General features: G+C 61.6%; 19 protein-coding genes and 2 pseudogenes. 18 read left to right on the top strand and 3 right to left on the bottom strand.

Annotation, left to right across the window (positions count from 1 at the left end; all coding sequences use genetic code 11):
* The 7 genes and pseudogenes from CI41S_RS17715 to CI41S_RS17685 form a co-directional block, all read left to right on the top strand.
* The coding region (locus tag CI41S_RS17715; protein WP_139860826.1) for a DUF736 domain-containing protein at window positions 1–303 on the top strand (303 nt) is incomplete at its 5' end.
* A 709-nt stretch (window positions 304–1,012) separates the two neighbouring features.
* A complete protein-coding gene (locus CI41S_RS17710) occupies window positions 1,013–1,177 on the top strand; it encodes a hypothetical protein (protein WP_244626573.1) in 165 nt (54 codons plus the stop codon).
* Window positions 1,178–1,296: 119 nt separating this feature from the next.
* Window positions 1,297–1,575, top strand: a complete 279-nt coding sequence (locus CI41S_RS17705) for a helix-turn-helix transcriptional regulator (protein WP_139487238.1) — start codon at window positions 1,297–1,299, stop codon at window positions 1,573–1,575.
* Between the two features lie 3 nt (window positions 1,576–1,578).
* Complete coding sequence (locus CI41S_RS44465; protein WP_244626572.1) at window positions 1,579–1,770, top strand: hypothetical protein; 192 nt, start codon at window positions 1,579–1,581, stop codon at window positions 1,768–1,770.
* A complete protein-coding gene (locus tag CI41S_RS17695) occupies window positions 1,767–2,231 on the top strand; it encodes a DUF2840 domain-containing protein (protein ID WP_139487239.1) in 465 nt (154 codons plus the stop codon). The genes CI41S_RS44465 and CI41S_RS17695 overlap by 4 nt, the downstream gene beginning before the upstream one ends.
* Entirely contained in the window at window positions 2,228–2,740 is a 513-nt protein-coding gene (locus CI41S_RS17690) for a S26 family signal peptidase (protein ID WP_139487240.1), read from the top strand. The genes CI41S_RS17695 and CI41S_RS17690 overlap by 4 nt, the downstream gene beginning before the upstream one ends.
* Window positions 2,728–3,633, top strand: a pseudogene (locus tag CI41S_RS17685) (lytic transglycosylase domain-containing protein). The gene CI41S_RS17690 and the pseudogene CI41S_RS17685 overlap by 13 nt, the downstream one beginning before the upstream one ends.
* Before the next feature lie 167 nt (window positions 3,634–3,800).
* On the opposite strand, the gene CI41S_RS17680 reads toward CI41S_RS17685, so the two are convergent.
* From CI41S_RS17680 to CI41S_RS44460, 3 genes and pseudogenes are all read right to left on the bottom strand, one after another.
* Window positions 3,801–4,025 (bottom strand): hypothetical protein, encoded by a 225-nt coding sequence (locus CI41S_RS17680; RefSeq protein WP_139487242.1) that lies wholly within the window; start codon window positions 4,023–4,025, stop codon window positions 3,801–3,803.
* Between the two features lie 115 nt (window positions 4,026–4,140).
* Window positions 4,141–4,272, bottom strand: a complete 132-nt coding sequence (locus tag CI41S_RS17675) for a transposase domain-containing protein (RefSeq protein ID WP_172628087.1) — start codon at window positions 4,270–4,272, stop codon at window positions 4,141–4,143.
* A 15-nt stretch (window positions 4,273–4,287) separates the two neighbouring features.
* Window positions 4,288–5,070 (bottom strand): annotated as a pseudogene (locus CI41S_RS44460) (IS66 family transposase).
* Between the two features lie 228 nt (window positions 5,071–5,298).
* Here CI41S_RS44460 and CI41S_RS17660 point away from each other — a divergent pair.
* The 11 genes from CI41S_RS17660 (at window position 5,299) to trbL (ending at window position 17,490) form a co-directional block, all read left to right on the top strand.
* Window positions 5,299–7,062 carry a relaxase/mobilization nuclease domain-containing protein gene (locus tag CI41S_RS17660; protein WP_139860824.1) on the top strand — a complete coding sequence of 588 codons (1,764 nt, stop codon included), beginning with the start codon at window positions 5,299–5,301 and terminating at the stop codon, window positions 7,060–7,062.
* A gap of 36 nt (window positions 7,063–7,098) precedes the next feature.
* Window positions 7,099–9,087 carry a conjugal transfer protein TraG gene (locus CI41S_RS17655; protein WP_139487246.1) on the top strand — a complete coding sequence of 663 codons (1,989 nt, stop codon included), beginning with the start codon at window positions 7,099–7,101 and terminating at the stop codon, window positions 9,085–9,087.
* 6 nt (window positions 9,088–9,093) lie between these two features.
* Complete coding sequence (locus tag CI41S_RS17650) at window positions 9,094–9,519, top strand: CopG family transcriptional regulator (RefSeq protein WP_139487247.1); 426 nt, start codon at window positions 9,094–9,096, stop codon at window positions 9,517–9,519.
* A 132-nt stretch (window positions 9,520–9,651) separates the two neighbouring features.
* Window positions 9,652–10,980 carry an MFS transporter gene (locus CI41S_RS17645; protein ID WP_139487248.1) on the top strand — a complete coding sequence of 443 codons (1,329 nt, stop codon included), beginning with the start codon at window positions 9,652–9,654 and terminating at the stop codon, window positions 10,978–10,980.
* 230 nt (window positions 10,981–11,210) lie between these two features.
* Window positions 11,211–12,125, top strand: coding sequence for a P-type conjugative transfer ATPase TrbB (trbB, locus tag CI41S_RS17640; protein WP_172627226.1), 915 nt, complete (start codon window positions 11,211–11,213; stop codon window positions 12,123–12,125).
* A 46-nt stretch (window positions 12,126–12,171) separates the two neighbouring features.
* A complete protein-coding gene (locus tag CI41S_RS17635) occupies window positions 12,172–12,453 on the top strand; it encodes a TrbC/VirB2 family type IV secretion system protein (protein ID WP_244626578.1) in 282 nt (93 codons plus the stop codon).
* Window positions 12,453–12,716: a VirB3 family type IV secretion system protein gene (locus tag CI41S_RS17630; RefSeq protein WP_139487251.1), complete on the top strand. Its 264-nt coding sequence runs from the start codon at window positions 12,453–12,455 to the stop codon at window positions 12,714–12,716. Before CI41S_RS17635 ends, CI41S_RS17630 begins: the two co-directional genes overlap by 1 nt.
* A 10-nt stretch (window positions 12,717–12,726) precedes the next feature.
* Window positions 12,727–15,168, top strand: coding sequence for a conjugal transfer protein TrbE (trbE, locus tag CI41S_RS17625; protein WP_139860822.1), 2,442 nt, complete (start codon window positions 12,727–12,729; stop codon window positions 15,166–15,168).
* Complete coding sequence (trbJ, locus tag CI41S_RS17620) at window positions 15,165–15,893, top strand: P-type conjugative transfer protein TrbJ (protein ID WP_139860821.1); 729 nt, start codon at window positions 15,165–15,167, stop codon at window positions 15,891–15,893. The genes trbE and trbJ overlap by 4 nt, the downstream gene beginning before the upstream one ends.
* Complete coding sequence (gene trbK-alt / locus CI41S_RS17615) at window positions 15,893–16,264, top strand: putative entry exclusion protein TrbK-alt (RefSeq protein ID WP_139860820.1); 372 nt, start codon at window positions 15,893–15,895, stop codon at window positions 16,262–16,264. Before trbJ ends, trbK-alt begins: the two co-directional genes overlap by 1 nt.
* Window positions 16,261–17,490 (top strand): P-type conjugative transfer protein TrbL, encoded by a 1,230-nt coding sequence (gene trbL / locus CI41S_RS17610; RefSeq protein ID WP_139860819.1) that lies wholly within the window; start codon window positions 16,261–16,263, stop codon window positions 17,488–17,490. Before trbK-alt ends, trbL begins: the two co-directional genes overlap by 4 nt.
* Window positions 17,491–17,511 lie beyond the last annotated feature (21 nt).

The raw sequence follows: 17,511 nt of genomic DNA, 5'->3' as shown, positions 1-17,511 counted from the left end.
TTCAAGAAGCTGGGTAACGATTTCCAGGGCGAGATTGTCACCCTGAGCCTGCAAGCCAAGGGCGTCCGTATCGTCGCCGAGACCAACCGCTCCAACGACAACGCTCCGAGCCACCGCATCTATGTGGGCCGGGCCGAGATCGGCGCAGCCTGGTCGAAGCGCTCCGAAGAGGGGCGCGATTACCTCTCGCTCAAGCTCGACGATCCCTCGTTCAACGCACCGATCTACGCGAACCTGTTCGACGACGAAGGCGGCGAGGGCTACACGCTGCTGTGGTCGCGCCCGCGCAAGAACGGCGAGTGAGTTGAGCCGAGTGCTGCGCCCGGCTCATCTGGCGGGGCGCGTCGCGGTTAGCCAGAGGCGGCGTACGAAGCCACGCCGCCTCTCGAGCGGATCCCGGTTCGATCCCCATGCTTCATCAAATTGTCCGAGCACGGCGACGCTTGCTGAGACATCGCCGCGGTTCGATGGCGCCGTCGTAACGGGCGCATAAACCCGCTCGCTCGGTCATCTCCTCCTGTCATTTGTAGATCGTGGCGTTTCCGACCCGGGTTTACAGTCACGATCTCTTTGAGATCCATGGAGCTATGGAATTTGAACGATCGTTTTAGGAACGATCGTTCCCGATCGTGTCCAAACACATTATCATCTGTCGCAACGCTTTGAGCGCGGCCGACCCTTGGTCGCGGCAACCGCATAGGCTGTTACTCGCCGGTCAGCGTCCCAGCCGGCCAACTGCATCCCACGCCTGACGGCCGGCATGCGGTGCTGTGCATCGGTTCGGTCGAGCATCGCATCCGGTCCAAAACTCGCCAGTGGTCGGCTGGTCATATGCAGCCCTTGATGGCGACGCACGGGCATATATAGCCCAGTTACTCTGGCGCACGATGAACTGACGCGCGCCGGGGTCAACCTTCCATCAATTGTCCAAATAGCAGGCGCGAGCGTCTGACAGGCACTGTCCGCGCGCTCGAGGCGCACTGCCGGTAGCAGCTATCGCATCATCGCCGAAGTGCTGTTCGGCAAGCAACGCATCCCCAATCGCGCATGGAAGAGGCATGATCCGCTAAATCGAACGATCCGATGGTTGCAGAGCGGGCATCGCGCTGATGCGCGGCGCGCTATCGCAAGCTTCCGCGGTCGGCGCGCGAGAACGAACAGGTCTTCCGTAGGGTAGGGGTATCGAAAATGCCCCTGTCATCTTCGGCATCCCCCTAAGCACTGCTGCTCCTCGATTGTGGCCGTCGACGCGCGGCGAACCTCGCCCGCGCTCCAGACGATCACGGAGCTTTTCAGATGCCCGATCTGAACACGGATAAGCCGCCGCGGTACCTTCGCACGTCCGAAGCGGCGCGATTTTTGAGTTTGTCCGGCCGCACGTTGGAGAAACATCGAACGTACGGAACCGGTCCGGAATATCACAAGATCGGCGGGCGTGTAGTCTACTCAGTAGCCGACCTGACAGCCTGGGCCAAACTGGGCAGGAAGAAATCGACCTCCGATCCCGGTGCCGGCACCGTACTGCCCGCAAAGCGGCATGCGCCAATCCCCTATGCAGGTAAAGAGCGGCGCTAAGCCATGTCCGTCAGCAAATTCCCAGCACACCACCGCCGCTCCGAGCGTGAGCAGCTTGACTTGTTTCGTGCGCTTCCTGGCGGTCTCGCGCCGCGCCGGATCGCCAGTCCTGCTGACCTTCAGACGCGGCACATCCGCTTCACCAAGCCCGAAGCACAGGGTTCCCAGTTCGAGCTTCAGGGAGCGGCGGCATGAGCGATCTCACCGAAGTGGAAGTGCTGTGGCTCGAAAAGCGTATTGAAAACCGCGTTCGTTTCGGTCGCATTGTCAAGGAACGGAAGCTCGATCGCCACCGGCGTATCTTGTCATTTGCAGCTGGCGGCATCTTTGCCTTTGTCCGTTGGACCTCCAACGACTTTGGTACGGTCATTTCGCGGATCGACATCTTGCGCGCAGTCGCAGCGGGACAGCGCTGCTCGACCGTGCCCTATGTGACGCCGGGCGGAGAGATTTTGCTGCGGCTCTCCGGCTGGCCAAAGGTCGAACGGGTGCTGCAGATGATCGACGCGATCGATGCGCTGGGCATCGATCCGGCTGATGTAGCGCCCGATCATTGGCATCACGTTCACAATCGCCTGTCCGTCAACGAAAACCCGCGTCCCTACACGAAGGGCCGCCATCAGGCTTGGCTCCATCGTCAAAGGGTGATGCGATGACGAGCCGCCTGTTGACGCTGACCACGACGTTTGCCGTTGCTGCCGCTCTCGTCGCGACGATCGCTCTGGGGCCGCTGCCGCTCTACATTTGGAATGCATCGGCAAGCGTGCCGATCGGTCTCTATGGCTTACGACCAGCGAAGCGCTTCTTTGTTACGGAGCTGGTCGCCGTTCAGCCGCCGGAACCGCTTGCGACCCTTCTCGACTTCAACGGCTATCTGCCGCTTGGCGTCCCCATGCTCAAGCGAATCTTGGCGCTGCCCGGGCAGACGGTCTGCAGAAGCGGACTCGCGATTTCGGTCGACGACATTGCAATGGGCGAGGCGCGGGATCGCGACGGACACGGCCGGCCGCTGCCGAAATGGCAGGGTTGCCGCATCGTCGGAGACGGCGAGCTGTTTATCATGAATTGGCAGTCGGACGATTCCCTTGACGGCCGATATTTTGGACTTCTTCCGGCCTCGGCCGTGATCGGCCGTGCCATCCCGCTGTGGACATGGGAGGACTGACCGTGGGGGTTTCATGTGGGCGCCACGCCATTCCTCTGTGCGATCGATTGGGGGACCATTCCTCCGTTCCGATCATTGTCTGCAAAGCCGAGGCGTGCGGCGGCGGTCCAAGGCGGCCGAATGGCCGACGTGAAGCAGCTTTACGCTGGACGGGCGCGAGCACGGCATCTTTGGTTCGACCGGGCATGCGTGTTTGGGCTGTCGTGCCACTGCTGCTCATTTTGACTGCTTCGCATAGTGTTGGTCAGAGCGTGAATGGATCGACTGCGGTTCGAGCGGTCTCTCAGACGAGCAACCCGTTTGCAGCTTTCGTCTACGAAGCGTCAAAGCGCTTTGCAGTTCCGGCGAACTTGATCAGTTCAGTCATTAGCATCGAAAGTGTTGGTGACGTACACGCGAAGTCGCCAAAGGGCGCAATCGGCCTGATGCAGATCATGCCGGCGACCTGAGCGGAACTTCGCGAACGCTATCATCTCGGCAGCGATCCCTACGATCCGCGCAACGACATTCTGGCTGGCACGGCATATCTCCGCGAACTGCTAGACCGCTATGGTTCGCCCGGGGCGTTTGCCGCGTACAACGCGGGGCCAACTTGCTACGACGGGCATCTCGCGGGCGGTCCTTTGTCAGACGAGACGCGAGTATATGTGGCAAAGCTTGCAAATCTGCTTGGCATCGAACTGCCGGCGACTCGGACCGCGAGCCAGCGGCCATCAGCAGCTGCAACGCTGTTCGTCGGGCGAACTGACCTGGTCAAGGCAGGCGATCGGAAGCCAACCTTCCTGTCCTCGAGCGGCGCAACGACCGCAATCTCGTCGCGAGATGTTTCGCAGATGGTCCCCAAGGCCACTGACGTATTTGTCGCCCGGTCGAACTCGGGAGCAGGGCGATGATCAATTGTGCAGCTTGGGAGGCGATCGCGTGGTTTACCGGGGAAACGGTCGGAGAGCCGGAACTGGTGGCAACACGATGGTTGCGTCCGCGTCCGGGGGCCGCACATGACGTCGGGTCTTGACGTGCCTAACGGCCTCACGTGGCAATACTTCGAGTCAGAGAACTCCTACTCGGTGCGGGACTTAGCTATGGCAGCTTCCGCTTTTGCGATCACTGCTTCGGCCCGCTCTATCGCGGCACGGAGTTCCTCGCTCTTCCAGTTATCAACCGAATGGCCGTCGTCGAACGACTCGTCTGTCGCGTCTTGCGTGCGTGAAACCAACTCACGAAGAGCCGCAATGGCCTCGGAGAGCAGCTTGGTATCTGCCCCGTTTCGGGACGACTGCGTCATCTCTCTAACCCCATCACACCGCAATTTTGGAACGTCCTATAATATCGTTACAACGCACGACGATTGCAATCACCCGCGGTCTCTTGTTCGTCATTTAGCGATAGTCTGGCTTTGCTCAGGCGGTGCCTGCGGCGAGTCCCGCGGGGCTCCCCTTCCACGGCAGAAGCCCGTCGACCATGCGCTGCAGCATGTCGCGCAGGTATGCGTAAGGCTCGACGTCGTTGAGCTTGCACGTTTCAATGAGCAAGCAGAGGATCGCCCATCATTCCCCACCGCCATCGCTCCCGCCGAAGAGATTGTTTTTGCGTCCGAACGCCACGGGTCGGATCGCCCGGTCGACGGGATTCGTGTCAAGTTCGATGCAGCACTCGTGGAGGAAGCGGGTCTATCCATCCCAGCGCGACAGTGCATAACCGATCGCTTCGCCGAGATTGCCGCGGCCGGGCAGTTGAGGAAGCTGCACCTCCAGCCAGAAGCGAAGGCTGTCAACGACCGGCTTGGCGAATGCGCGCCGCGGCGCCAGCCGACGCGCCGGCGATTGACCACGCAGCTGCACTTCGACGGCATAGAGGCTAGCGATGCGCCGCAGGGCCTTGTGCGCGACTTGCGTGTCCTCGGACTGCGCAACCTCGTAGAACTTGCGCCCGGTGTGCACCCAACACGCGGCGAGGGTGATGTTTCCGGTGTCAATCAGCCGATCGAATCCCGCGTATCCGTCGATGTGCAGAACGCCGTTGACGTGCGTCAGATGCGCCGCCAGGCGCTCCGCCTTTGGGTCGGGCGCGAACACATAAACTGCAGGCGGCGGCTCAGGCCCAGCCCAGCTCCGTTGATCGCGGGCATACACCCAGCCGTTCGGGCTTGGTGCACCCCAGGCTCGGGGACGAGAGCGCCGGACTCCTTGGACAGCCCTGATTACCAACCTGAGAGCATGCGACGGTCCAAGTGCTGAACGCGAAGGAACGCATGGACCTCGGCCCGTGAATGCGATCACAAGCGCGGTCTGGTGACGTCTGTCCGTTGTCGATGCAGGGAGCGCTGTCATGGCTGAAGTGCGAAGAGTCAAAGAAAAGCGTAGGAATGAGTTGACTTTGAACGCCCGATGGAGATGGCGAGATAAAAGGGGCTCGCCGGTCGAACCGCAAGCCATTGACTTGGCTTGGGTTCTGGCGTGCCGGTCGGTCGCGGCGCGTGCCGCGCCTTGCATTTTTAACAATGCAATCAAGGACAATTTCGGCACTGCAGGCACTTTCGCCCGCCTGGAGGGCCGCCTGTGACCGCAGCCGATAGCGACCTGCGTATTCGGCCTGGGCGCATTCGCAGCACGCGCGCGCCGAAGCCGAAGAGCTTCATCAACCAGGTGCTGCGGGCGGCGAAGAAAGCAGGGCACACCTCTGGGCAGGCTGTGGCCGGCAGGCGTTCGGCGGCCTATGGGCGCTCGACGTTTGGCCGCGGGCGCCTCGCCTTCAGCCGCGCCAGATTGTTCAGCCCGACGCGGCGCGTTGTGGTGAAGGCGCGCGTGGTTCAGCATAAAGGGCGAGCCTTCCGTTCAGCACCACTGACCGCCCACCTGTCATATCTGAAGCGCGACGGCGTGACTCGGGGTGGTGAGCGGGCCGAGATGTTCGATGCGGGTGGCGACCGCGCCGATAGCGCGGCTTTCGCAGAGCGGTGCAAGGAAGACCGGCATCATTTCAGGTTCATCGTCTCACCCGAGGATGCGGGCGCCATGACGGACCTTAAGGCCTTCACCCGCGATCTCGCCACGCAGATGGAGGTCGATCTCGGCACGCGGCTCTATTGGGTGGCTGTCGATCATTGGAACACCGATAACCCTCACGTCCATCTTCTCGTTCGGGGAGTAGATGAGGAAGGGGCGGATCTCGTGATCTCCCGCGACTACATCAGCAGGGGACTGCGCTCACGCGCCGAGGAACTGGTCGCCATCGAACTGGGGCCAAAACCGGAGCATGAGATCCGCAATTCGCTGGAGAGGGAAGTCACGGCGGAACGATGGACGCGGCTCGATCGAGAGATCCGGCTGACGGCAGACGAGACCGGCACTATCGATCTTCGCCCAGAGAATCCCGGCAGCTCCGATCCCGGGATCCGGCGCCTGATGGTCGGTCGCCTTCAACAACTGGAGAAGATGGGCCTGGCCGCATCCGCCGCACCGGGGGAATGGATGGTAGGGCTCGAGGCCGAGCGTAGCTTGCGCGACCTCGGCATGCGCGGCGATATCATCAAGACCATGCACCGCGCCTTTACCGAGCGCGGGGAAGCGCGCGGCGTTGCCGACTTCGTCATCGACGGCGGACAGCCGACATCCCAGATTATCGGACGACTGGTCGATCGTGGATTGCACGACGAACTGACCGGCGAGGCTTATGCCACGATCGATGGAACAGACGGACGCGCTCACCACGTGCGCTTTCGAGGGCTCGAGGCCTTCGAACATACGCCACCGGTCGGCGGCATCGTCGAAGTCCGACGCTTCGGTCAAGCCGGCGATCCGCGTCCCACCCTGGTGCTCGCGCCCCGTTCCGATATCGATCTTGGGGCGCAGGTCACCGCCAAGGGCGCGACCTGGCTCGACCACCGGCTCGTCGAACGCGATCCGATGCCGCTCGCCATGGGCGGATTCGGCCGTGAGACCCGCGATGCCATGGAAGCCCGGACCGAACATCTGGTTCAGGAGGGCCTGGCTCGGCGGCAAGGCCAACGCGTCATCTTGCAGCGAGACCTCCTGAACACATTACGCCGACGCGAACTCGAGGAGGTGGCAACAAAGATCTCGGCCGACACCGGTCTACCTCACATGAAGGCCGCGTCCGGGGCGCAGGTGGCGGGCACGTATCGCCAGCGGCTGATGCTGACCTCGGGACGATTCGTCATGATCGATAATGGGCTCGGCTTCCAGCTCGTGCCCTGGTCGCGTGAACTCGAAAAGAGGCTCGGCCAGCACGTCACCGGCGTCGTGAAGGACGGCGGCGGCATCGAATGGGGCCTTGGCCGCAAGCGCGACCTCGGTCTCTAGCAATCTCTCCAATTCAGTTGCGGAAGGGCGTTCGGGATGTCCGGAACCAAAATCCTCTGGGGACAGGTAATCGTTGTCGGCCTGATCGTCTTGCTGGCCATCTGGGGAGCCACCGAGTGGACAGCCTGGCGGCTCGCTTGGCAACCGGAGCTTGGGCGGCCCTGGTTCGAACTATTGGGCTTCAAGATCTATTACCCGCCAGTCTTCTTCTGGTGGTGGTTCGTCTACGACGCCTACGCGCCTCAAATCTTTGTCGAGGGGGCCTTCATCGCGGCGTCAGGGACCTTCGTTTCGATCGCGGTGGCGATCGGCATGTCGGTGTGGCGCGCGCGTGAAGCCAAGAACGTCGAAACCTATGGTTCGGCGCGCTGGGCTGATGCCGAAGAGGTTCGAGCGGCCGGACTTCTCGGTCCGGATGGCGTTGTGCTTGGCAAACTCGACCGCGACTACCTCCGCCATGACGGACCGGAGCACATACTGTGTTTTGCACCTACCCGGTCGGGTAAAGGTGTCGGCCTCGTCGTCCCCTCATTGCTGGCATGGTCGGGCTCGGCTATCGTCCACGACATCAAAGGCGAGAACTGGCAACTGACCGCGGGCTTTCGCTCGCGGCATGGCCGCGTCCTGTTGTTCGACCCCACCAATCCAAGGTCCTCGACCTACAACCCGCTCCTCGAAGTCCGGCGCGGGGAATGGGAGGTTCGCGACGTCCAGAACGTCGCCGACGTCTTGGTCGACCCCGAAGGCTCGCTCGACAAGCGGAACCATTGGGAGAAAACCAGTCATTCGCTTCTGGTCGGCGCCATACTCCATGTCCTCTATAGCGAGGCAGACAAGACCTTGGCCGGCGTCGCAGCTTTTCTTTCCGACCCGAAGCGGCCGATCGAAGCCACTCTAAAGGCGATGATGACCGCTCGGCACCTCGGCGAGCAGGGCGCTCATCCCGTGGTCGCCTCGACCGCGCGCGAACTTCTCAACAAATCGGAGAATGAACGTTCCGGCGTTCTGTCTACCGCAATGTCGTTTCTCGGGCTCTACCGCGATCCCGTGGTGGCGCAGGTGACCTGCCGCTGCGACTGGAGGATCGCCGACCTGATCGCAGATGGCCGCCCCACAACGCTGTACCTGGTGGTGCCGCCCTCGGATATCTCACGAACCAAACCATTGATCCGCTTGGTGCTGAATCAGATTGGGCGGCGCCTGACCGAGGATTTGCACGCTCGCGATCGCCGGCATCGAGTCCTAATGATGCTTGACGAGTTCCCGGCGCTAGGGCGGCTTGATTTCTTCGAGTCCGCGCTCGCCTTCATGGCGGGGTACGGCATCAAGAGTTTCTTGATCGCGCAGTCGCTCAATCAGATCGAGAAGGCCTATGGGCCCAACAACGCCATCCTCGACAACTGCCACGTCCGCGTCAGCTTCGCGACTAACGACGAGCGGACTGCCAAGCGGGTGTCCGACGCCTTGGGCACGGCGACCGAGATGCGGGCCATGAAGAACTATGCTGGTCACAGGTTGAACCCTTGGCTCGGTCACCTCATGGTCTCGCGCCAGGAGACGGCAAGGCCGCTCTTGACCCCGGGCGAGGTCATGCAGCTTCCGCCGATGGACGAGATCGTCATGGTGGCGGGCACGCCGCCGATCCGGGCGAAGAAGGTCCGCTACTACGAGGATCAGCGCTTCACCGAGCGGGTTCTACCGCCGCCCGATCCGGCGAGGGCCGGCCGATCATCGCGAACGGACGGATGGTCAGCGCTCGGAGCGCCGAAGCCGACGGGAGGTCCAACCGACAAGGCCGCGGAGGCCGACGAAGACACGGCGAACAGCGGGCTCCGTCGTGAGCCGGAACTCCCCGATCACATCGCGATCGCCAAGGAGACGACCGAACCGACACCGGCAGAAGAATTTGCCGCCGTTCTTGACGATGACGAGGATGCGGTCCGTCAGTCCCGGCTCATACGCCAACAGATGCGCGGTGTCGCCCGTCAAGTCGCCCTGGACCCGAATGACGGTATGGAGCTCTGAGGCAATATGCGCGACCGGATGAACGTCTATTTCCCGCCCGAGCTTCTGAGGCAGATTTCTGATCTCGCCGATCGCAAAAAGCTTTCGCGGTCTGCGATCGTGGAAGCGGCCGTCGCTTCGTTTCTGTCACCGGATGGAGAGGACAGGCGGGAGGCAGCATTTACCCGTCGTCTGGATCGGCTTTCCCGTCAGATGCAGAGGCTGGAACGTGACGTTGGTTTGACGGCCGAGACCTTGGCCCTCTTCATTCGTTTTTGGCTAACGATCACGCCACCGTTGCCCAACGATGCGCAATCGGCCGCCCAAGCAAAGGGAAGGGAGCGCTTTGAGGGATTTGTCGAGGCGCTCGGGCGTCGCTTGCAAAAGGGGCAAAGCTTTCTGCGCGAGATTCCAGAAGATATCCGCCGTCAGGAATCGGCCGAAGAAGGCTGATTGAACCATGTCGATGGACCATTTCGCCGCTCTTTCTTTTTCTACGCCAGCCTACTACCACCGCGAGTTAACCGAACTGACAAAAGCTGGACGCGCTATCGGCTCGGGTGAGCTGAGAGCAAAGGGGCCAGCATGCAAATCTCAACGGCATGGCGTCGAATCGCGCGCGTTTTTCTTCCTTTTGCAGCTGGGTACTATCTCTCATATCTGTTTCGAACGATCAACGCTCTGATCGCCAGCCATCTCAGCTCGGACACCGGGCTTGGAACTGCCGACCTCGGGTTGCTTACGTCAGTCTATTTTCTTGTTCTCGCGGCGGCCCAGATCCCCGTCGGCTTATTGTTGGACCACTTTGGTCCGCGGCGCGTCCAGAGCGTTCTGCTCTTGCTCGCAGCAGTGGGCGGCGGACTGTTTGCGGTATCGACTGGCTTCCTGTCGCTTTTGATCGCGCGCGCAATGATCGGGCTTGGCGTAGCGGCGGCACTGACCGCAGGACTGAAGTCGATCATCCTTTGGTTCCCTAGGGAACGAGTTGCCTTGCTGAACGGCTATATGATCATGCTGGGGTCGCTAGGAGCGGTGACCGCGACGGCTCCCGTCGAATACCTGCTGACTTCGATGGGCTGGCGGCAGCTCTTCGAGATTCTGGCAATCGCGACCGGTACGACGGCCATTCTCATCTATCTCGTGGTGCCTGAACGAAGCGTAGCCCCATCAATGGCTTCCGCCACCCTGAGCTCCGTTTTCAGTGATCGGCGCTTTTGGCGAATGGCCCCGTTGTCGGCGACTTGCATTGGATCGGCTTGGTCTCTGCAGGGATTGTGGGCATCGCCATGGCTGACTGACGTAGAGGGGTTTGATCGCGCAAGTCTCGTGAGACAGCTTTTCATTATGTCGATCGTACTTAGCGCTGGTGCCTGGTTGTTCGGTATGACAGTCCATTGCGTCAAACGAAGGGGAATCGGGGCGGAGACAATATTGGCGATGGTTGCGGTACTATTTATCGCAGCCGAGTTTGCCTTGATTCTGCGAGCGTCTCTGCCATCTATCTTGCCATGGTCTGTTGTCGCAATTGTCGGAACGGCAACTGTGGTCAGCTTCGCGGTGATAGCGGATTACTTTCCGCCGGAGCTTGCCGGTCGTGCCAACGGTGCCTTGAACGTCTTGCACTTTGGTTGGGCGTTTCTGGCACAATACGCGACAGGTCTTATCCTGGAGCAATGGTCTGCGAATGATGGCCATAGGCCCGTCCAAGCCTATCAAGTAGCGTTCGGTCTCAACGTAGCGCTGCAGATCGCGACGTTGCTCTGGTTCGCGCTGCCTTGGTTTCGGTCCTTTGCGTCATGGGTGGGTTCAATCTCTCTCGAGATGTCGGCTAGCGCCTTCGAACCTGTCGAGTCAGTTGGCTTGTACGAGAATTCGGCCATCCTCCTGCCTCCGGATGACGATGCGGAGTGGTGAGCAGCAACTCGCAGGGAACCGATACGATTGAGTGGGCGTCAAATATCGCCTCTCAATCTTTCTTTTTCTACGCCAGTCTTCGATCGCCGAAAGCGCTTGTTGCGCCAAGTCCATTGGTGCCTTTTCTAATCGTCCCCATCTGAGGGGCCCTCTGTGGACGCCCTCATTCGGTGAGGGCAACGGTGGCAATCCATTCCTTTCAATCGGAGGCGAATTCGCGCGGTGCGCGAATGCTGCGTAGTGCGCTTGGCCCAGCGATCGCCGGATACCTCGAGGATGAATCGATCATCGAGGTAATGCTCAACCCAGATGGACGGCTGTGGATCGACCGGTTGTCGCATGGCCTGACCGATACAGGCGAAACTCTGTCCGCAGCGGATGGCGAGCGCATTGTTCGTCTGGTTGCGCACCACGTAGGCGCCGAGGTGCATGCCGGCGCGCCACGGGTCTCGGCCGAATTGCCTGGGACCGGCGAACGCTTCGAGGGGCTCTTGCCCCCGGTCGTTGCGGCACCGGCCTTTGCTATCCGCAAGCCCGCCGTCGCCGTGTTTACGCTGGATGACTACGTCGCCAAAGAGATCATGACCCCGGAACAGGCCAACATCCTGAAAAGCGCAGTCGCCTCACGCCAGAACATCCTCGTCACCGGCGGGACATCGACCGGCAAGACAACATTGACGAATGCGCTCTTGGCCGAGGTGGCAAAGACGTCTGATCGGGTCGTGCTGATCGAAGATACCCGCGAACTTCAGTGCAAAGCGCCCAATCTCGTCGCTTTGCGTACCAAAGATGGCGTGGCCACGCTATCGGACCTCGTTCGCTCGTCGCTGCGACTGCGTCCTGACCGGATTCCAGTCGGCGAAGTTCGCGGTGCCGAAGCACTCGATCTGCTCAAGGCCTGGGGCACCGGCCACCCCGGCGGCATCGGCACTATTCATGCGGGCACCGCGCTCGGTGCCCTGCGGCGGCTCGAGCAACTCATCCAGGAAGCCGTCATCACGGTTCCGCGCGCCCTGATCGCTGAGACCATCAACCTCGTTGCTGTGCTTGCGGGGCGCGGCGCTGACCGTCGCCTCGCTGAACTTGCCCGCGTTACCGGGCTAGGGGCCGCCGGCGACTACGACCTTTCATCAGCAGGAGACTGACATGCGTCCGCAATTTCGTTTTCGTCGAGATGCCGCTTCACTGGCCATGTCCGGGACGCTTCTTTTGGCGTCAGCACCGGCATGGGCTGCCGGATCGAACATGCCGTGGGAACAGCCACTCAATCAGATCCTGCAGTCGGTCGAGGGGCCTGTCGCCAAGATTATTGCCGTCATCATCATCGTCGTAACTGGGCTCACGCTCGCGTTCGGAGACTCGTCGGGGGGGTTCCGCAGGCTGATCCAGATCGTGTTCGGTCTGTCGATCGCGTTTGCCGCCTCGAGTTTCTTCCTTTCGTTCTTCTCCTTCGGCGGCGGCGTGGTGATCTGATGGATGAACCGGTCACAGGCTTTGTCGTGCTCGTTCATCGCGCGCTCACTGAGCCAATCCTGATGGGCGGCGCGCCACGGTCGGTCGCGATCGTCAACGGCACGCTTGCCGCAGCCCTGGGGCTCGGACTTCGGCTCTGGATCGCGGGCCTTGTCCTCTTGTTCATCGGCCATATGGCCGCCGTCTGGGCAGCCAAGCGCGATCCTGCCTTTGTCGACGTCGTGCGCCGACACCTTCGCATTCCCGGCCATCTCAACGCCTGAGCTCTCTACCATGATGAACCTTGCCGAATACCGCCATTCCAACGCGCGTCTTGCGGACTTCTTGCCGTGGGCCGCCCTAGTCGACGAGGGAATCATCCTGAACAAGGACGGCTCGTTTCAACGGACAGCAAAGTTCCGGGGGCCTGACCTCGACAGTGCGGTGCCGGCTGAACTTGTCGCCGTCGCCGGCCGTCTGAACAACGCCCTGCGCCGCCTCGGAACAGGCTGGGCCGTATTCGTCGAGGCGCAGCGCCATTTTGCCGGGGCCTATCCTCCGAGCACATTTCCGGATGTCGTATCCGCACTGGTCGACGCCGAGCGCAGAGCTCAGTTTGAAGAGGCGGGCGCCCACTATGAGTCCAGTTATTTCCTGACCTTGCTCTATTTGCCCCCGGAAGAGGGGGCTGCCCAAGCAGAGCGACTGCTCTACGAGGGACGCGATCGGACAGTTGGAGCGGACGCGCGCGAGGTGCTGCGCGGGTTTGTCGATCAGACCAACCGCGTGCTGCAACTCGTTGAAGGGTTCATGCCCGAATGTGCTTGGCTCGATGATCAGGACACGCTGACTTATCTGCACTCGACGATCTCGACCAAGCGTCATCGGGTTCGAGTGCCCGAGATTCCTATGTACATCGATGCGCTGTTGGCCGACCAGCCGCTGATCGGCGGGCTTGAGCCGATGCTGGGTTCTGCCAATCTTCGGGTCCTGACGATTATCGGCTTTCCGGGCGCGACGACCCCGGGAATTCTGGATGATCTGAATCGCCTGCCATTCTCTTATCGTTGGTCGACCCGGGCGATCATGCTCGACAAGACCCATGCCACCAAGCTGCTGACCAAGATTCGTCGGCAGTGGTTTGCCAAGCGCAAATCCATCGGCGCCATTCTCAAGGAGGTCATGACGAACGAGGCGTCGACGCTACTCGATACCGACGCCCACAACAAGGCGCTTGATGCCGACGCGGCATTGCAGGAACTGGGGTCTGATCAGATCGGACAGGCCTTTGTCACCGCGACCATCACTGTCTGGGACCGTGATCCCAATGCTGCCGATGAAAAGCTGCGGCTGGTCGAAAAGGTCATCCAGGGCCGCGATTTCACCTGCATGATCGAGACGGTGAACGCCGTTGAAGCCTGGCTCGGCAGTCTACCCGGGCACGTCTACGCCAATGTGCGGCAGCCGCCGATCTCAACTCTCAACCTCGCCCATATGATTCCGATGTCGGCCGTTTGGGCCGGTGAGGCGAGGGACCTCCACCTTAAGGGGCCGCCGCTTCTGTTCGGCAAGACCGAGGGATCAACGCCGTTCCGATTCTCGCTCCACGTCGGTGATGTCGGCCATACCCTTGTGGTGGGACCGACAGGCGCTGGCAAGTCAGTGCTGCTCGCGCTGATGGCGCTACAGTTCCGCCGTTACCCGAACTCCCAGGTCTTTGCGTTTGACTTCGGTGGTTCGATCCGGGCGGCCGCCCTCGCCATGGGCGGTGATTGGCACGATCTCGGTGGCGCATTGTCCGACGCAGGTGAACAACCCGTCGCCCTGCAGCCGCTGGCCTGGATCGACGATCCTTCCGAACGCGGATGGGCCACGGAATGGATCTGCGCGATCCTTGCTCGGGAAAAGGTCGATATCACCCCGGAGGTCAAGGATCATCTGTGGTCGGCGCTGACATCTCTTGCTTCGGCTCCGAGGGAGGAGCGCACCCTGACAGGCCTGTCCGTCCTGCTCCAATCGAACTCTCTGAAGCGCGCCTTGCAACCTTATTGCCTCGGCGGTCCGTCCGGGCGCCTGCTCGATGCCGAATTCGAGCGTCTCGGCGAGGCGTCGGTCCAGGCCTTTGAGACCGAAGGCTTGATCGGAACGAGTGCTGCGCCGGCCGTGCTGGCGTACCTCTTCCATCGTATTGGTGATCATCTCGATGGCCGGCCCACACTCCTGATTGTTGATGAAGGTTGGCTTGCCCTCGATGACGAGGATTTTGCAGGGCAACTCCGGGAATGGCTGAAGACGCTTCGGAAGAAGAACGCGTCCGTCATCTTCGCCACACAGTCGCTTTCTGACATCGATGGCTCCGCAATCGCGCCGGCAATCATCGAAAGCTGCCCAACGCGACTGTTGCTCCCGAACGAACGGGCGATCGAACCGCAGATCACTGCCATCTACCGCCGCTTCGGACTCAACGATCGCCAGATCGAGCTTCTGAGTCGGGCAACGCCAAAGCGCGACTACTACTGCCAGTCGCGTCGCGGCAACCGGATGTTCGAACTTGGGCTCGGTGAGGTCGCGCTCGCCTTTACCGCGGCCTCTTCCAAGACAGACCAGGCTGCCATCGCGCAGCTCCTCGCCGAACATGGACCTGACGGCTTTGTACCGGCCTGGCTCCAACACCGTGGCGTCGCCTGGGCCGTCGACCTGATCCCCAATCTTGTCAACCTGGAGAACTCGCTATGAAGCGCCTTGGCCTATTGGCGGCCGCTGGCACGGCCGCGCTCTTGCTTAGTGTTACCTTGCCCGCGCGGGCGCTGATCGTCTTTGATCCCAACAATTACGTCCAGAACGTTCTAACGGCCGCGCGGGAGCTCCAGCAGATCAACAATCAGATCACCTCGCTGCAGAACGAGGCACAGATGCTGATCAATCAGGCAAGGAATCTGGCAAACCTGCCGTATTCGTCGCTGCAGCAACTGCAGTCATCGATTCAGCGGACCCAGCAATTGCTGACCCAGGCCCAGCGGATCGCCTACGACGTTCAACAGATCGATCGCGCCTTCTCGACCAGCTACGCGCCGGCGACCGGCAGCCAGTCGAACCAACTGCTGATCTCCAACGCTCAGGCGCGTTGGCAGAATTCCTTTGCCGCAACGCAAGACGCGTTGCGCGTCCAGGCGGGTATCGTTGGCAATCTCGACACCAATCGTATCCAGACGTCCGCGCTGGTAACGTCTAGCCAAGGCGCTAGCGGCGCGCTCCAGGCAACGCAGGCCGGCAATCAGATCCTCGCGCTGAACGCGCAGCAGCTCGCCGACCTGACGGCTGTCGTCACGGCGCAAGGTCGGGCGCAGAGTCTCGAAGCAGCTCAGCGTGCCTCGGCTCAGGATCAGGGACGAGAACAGCTTCGGCGCTTCCTGACACCGGGGCAGGGCTATCAATCATCTAACGTGCAGATGTTCCACTAATGACCGACATACGGGCATTCAAGGCGTTGTCGCTGCTTACGACAATCGGCGTGTTGGTCGTTACTGCTTGCACGATTCAGCTTCGCGGTGGTGACGAACCGCCCGCGCTGCCGAAGACGGAGCAGACGACAGGTACAACCAGCTCTGACCTCGCACGCTGCCGCAGCGTCACTGCGGAGGAAACGGCCGGCTATCAGCATTGCAGGCAGGTCTGGGCCGAAAACCGGCGACGCTTCTTCGCCAAGAGAGCCGGTGCCGCGGTTCCTGGCCCAGAAGAACCCGCCGCAGCATTGGCGCCCGCCCCAAAGGATCAGAGCCGGATCCCGCAGGGATATCCGAACCTGGCAACACCTGAGGCGAGCAAGCCATGACGGGTACGGGGATCATCGACCAGTTCTTGGAAACGTTCACGCGTTATATCGATAACGGCTTCGGGCTGCTGGGAAGTGACGTCGGATATCTCGCCACGACCCTTGCCGCGATCGATATTACGCTTGCTGCCTTGTTCTGGAGTTGGGGGCCGGACGAAGACATCATCGCGCGTCTCGTCAAGAAGACGCTCTTCGTGGGCGTCTTTGCCTACCTCATCGGCAACTGGAACAGTTTGGCGCGCATCGTCTTCGAGAGCTTTGCTGGTCTTGGGCTGAAAGCATCGGGTGCAAGCCTGTCCGCATCCGATCTCCTGAGACCTGGAAAGATCGCTCAAGTCGGACTCGACGCCGGCCGACCGCTGCTCGATTCGATCTCCAACCTGATGGGCTACATCAGTTTCTTCGAGAATTTCGTCCAGATCGTCGTTCTCCTGTTCGCCTGGGTTGTCGTGCTGCTCGCCTTCTTCATTCTGGCGATCCAGCTCTTCGTTACCCTGATCGAGTTCAAGCTCACGACGCTGGCCGGCTTCGTGCTCATTCCGTTTGGGCTGTTTGGCAAGACGGCCTTCGCGGCCGAGCGGGTCCTGGGCAACGTCATCTCTTCAGGAATCAAGGTCCTGGTCCTGGCCGTCATCGTTGGGATCGGCTCGACCCTGTTTTCGCAGTTCACCGCAGGCTTCGGCGGCGCCCAGCCGACAATCGAAGACGCGATGACGCTGGTGCTCGCGGCGCTCGCGCTGCTGGGCCTCGGCATCTTTGGTCCGGGTATCGCAAATGGCCTGGTGTCGGGCGGACCGCAACTCGGCGCCGGTGCCGCGATCGGAACAGGTCTCGCTGGCGGCGGCATCGTTGCGGCGGGCGCAGGCCTCGCCGCCGGCGGCGCCGGTCTCGCTGGTGGTGCGATGGCAGGTGCCGCGCGCGGCGGGGGTGCCGTCTTGAGCGGCGCGTCCGCCGCCTATCGAAGCGGAGGCATTGCTGGCGTTGCGGAGGCGGGTAGCTCGGCTGCAATGAGCCCGTTGCGTCGTGCAGCGGCTGCGCTCGGCGGAGATGGGCAAGCCGGTGCGCAGACCGCGAACACTTCGGCTGAAGGGCAGCCCGATTGGGCGCGACGCATGAGGCGCGCTGAGACTATTCGGCATGGTGCCTCGGCCGCTAGCCAGGCCGTTCGCTCGGGCGATCATGGTGGCAGCGGCTCCTCTGTCGATTTGTCTGAAGGAGAGCGCTGACACGCACAACTGCACTTCCGC

Source organism: Bradyrhizobium ivorense (genome assembly GCF_900696085.1).
Taxonomy (GTDB): Bacteria; Pseudomonadota; Alphaproteobacteria; order Rhizobiales; family Xanthobacteraceae; genus Bradyrhizobium; species Bradyrhizobium ivorense.
This window is presented reverse-complemented; position numbering and strand designations above follow the sequence as displayed.

Excerpts from the sequence above, each read along its gene's own strand:
- trbL (WP_139860819.1), top strand. The coding sequence starts at position 16,261 with ATGACGGGTACGGGGATCATCGACCAGTTCTTGGAAACGTTCACGCGT.
- trbE (WP_139860822.1), top strand. The coding sequence starts at position 12,727 with ATGATGAACCTTGCCGAATACCGCCATTCCAACGCGCGTCTTGCGGAC.
- trbB (WP_172627226.1), top strand. The coding sequence starts at position 11,211 with ATGCTGCGTAGTGCGCTTGGCCCAGCGATCGCCGGATACCTCGAGGAT.
- CI41S_RS44465 (WP_244626572.1), top strand. The coding sequence starts at position 1,579 with ATGTCCGTCAGCAAATTCCCAGCACACCACCGCCGCTCCGAGCGTGAG.
- CI41S_RS17655 (WP_139487246.1), top strand. The coding sequence starts at position 7,099 with ATGTCCGGAACCAAAATCCTCTGGGGACAGGTAATCGTTGTCGGCCTG.
- trbK-alt (WP_139860820.1), top strand. The coding sequence starts at position 15,893 with ATGACCGACATACGGGCATTCAAGGCGTTGTCGCTGCTTACGACAATC.
- CI41S_RS17680 (WP_139487242.1), bottom strand. The coding sequence starts at position 4,025 with ATGACGCAGTCGTCCCGAAACGGGGCAGATACCAAGCTGCTCTCCGAG.
- CI41S_RS17695 (WP_139487239.1), top strand. The coding sequence starts at position 1,767 with ATGAGCGATCTCACCGAAGTGGAAGTGCTGTGGCTCGAAAAGCGTATT.
- CI41S_RS17630 (WP_139487251.1), top strand. The coding sequence starts at position 12,453 with ATGGATGAACCGGTCACAGGCTTTGTCGTGCTCGTTCATCGCGCGCTC.
- trbJ (WP_139860821.1), top strand. The coding sequence starts at position 15,165 with ATGAAGCGCCTTGGCCTATTGGCGGCCGCTGGCACGGCCGCGCTCTTG.
- CI41S_RS17635 (WP_244626578.1), top strand. The coding sequence starts at position 12,172 with ATGTCCGGGACGCTTCTTTTGGCGTCAGCACCGGCATGGGCTGCCGGA.
- CI41S_RS17705 (WP_139487238.1), top strand. The coding sequence starts at position 1,297 with ATGCCCGATCTGAACACGGATAAGCCGCCGCGGTACCTTCGCACGTCC.
- CI41S_RS17645 (WP_139487248.1), top strand. The coding sequence starts at position 9,652 with ATGCAAATCTCAACGGCATGGCGTCGAATCGCGCGCGTTTTTCTTCCT.
- CI41S_RS17650 (WP_139487247.1), top strand. The coding sequence starts at position 9,094 with ATGCGCGACCGGATGAACGTCTATTTCCCGCCCGAGCTTCTGAGGCAG.
- CI41S_RS17690 (WP_139487240.1), top strand. The coding sequence starts at position 2,228 with ATGACGAGCCGCCTGTTGACGCTGACCACGACGTTTGCCGTTGCTGCC.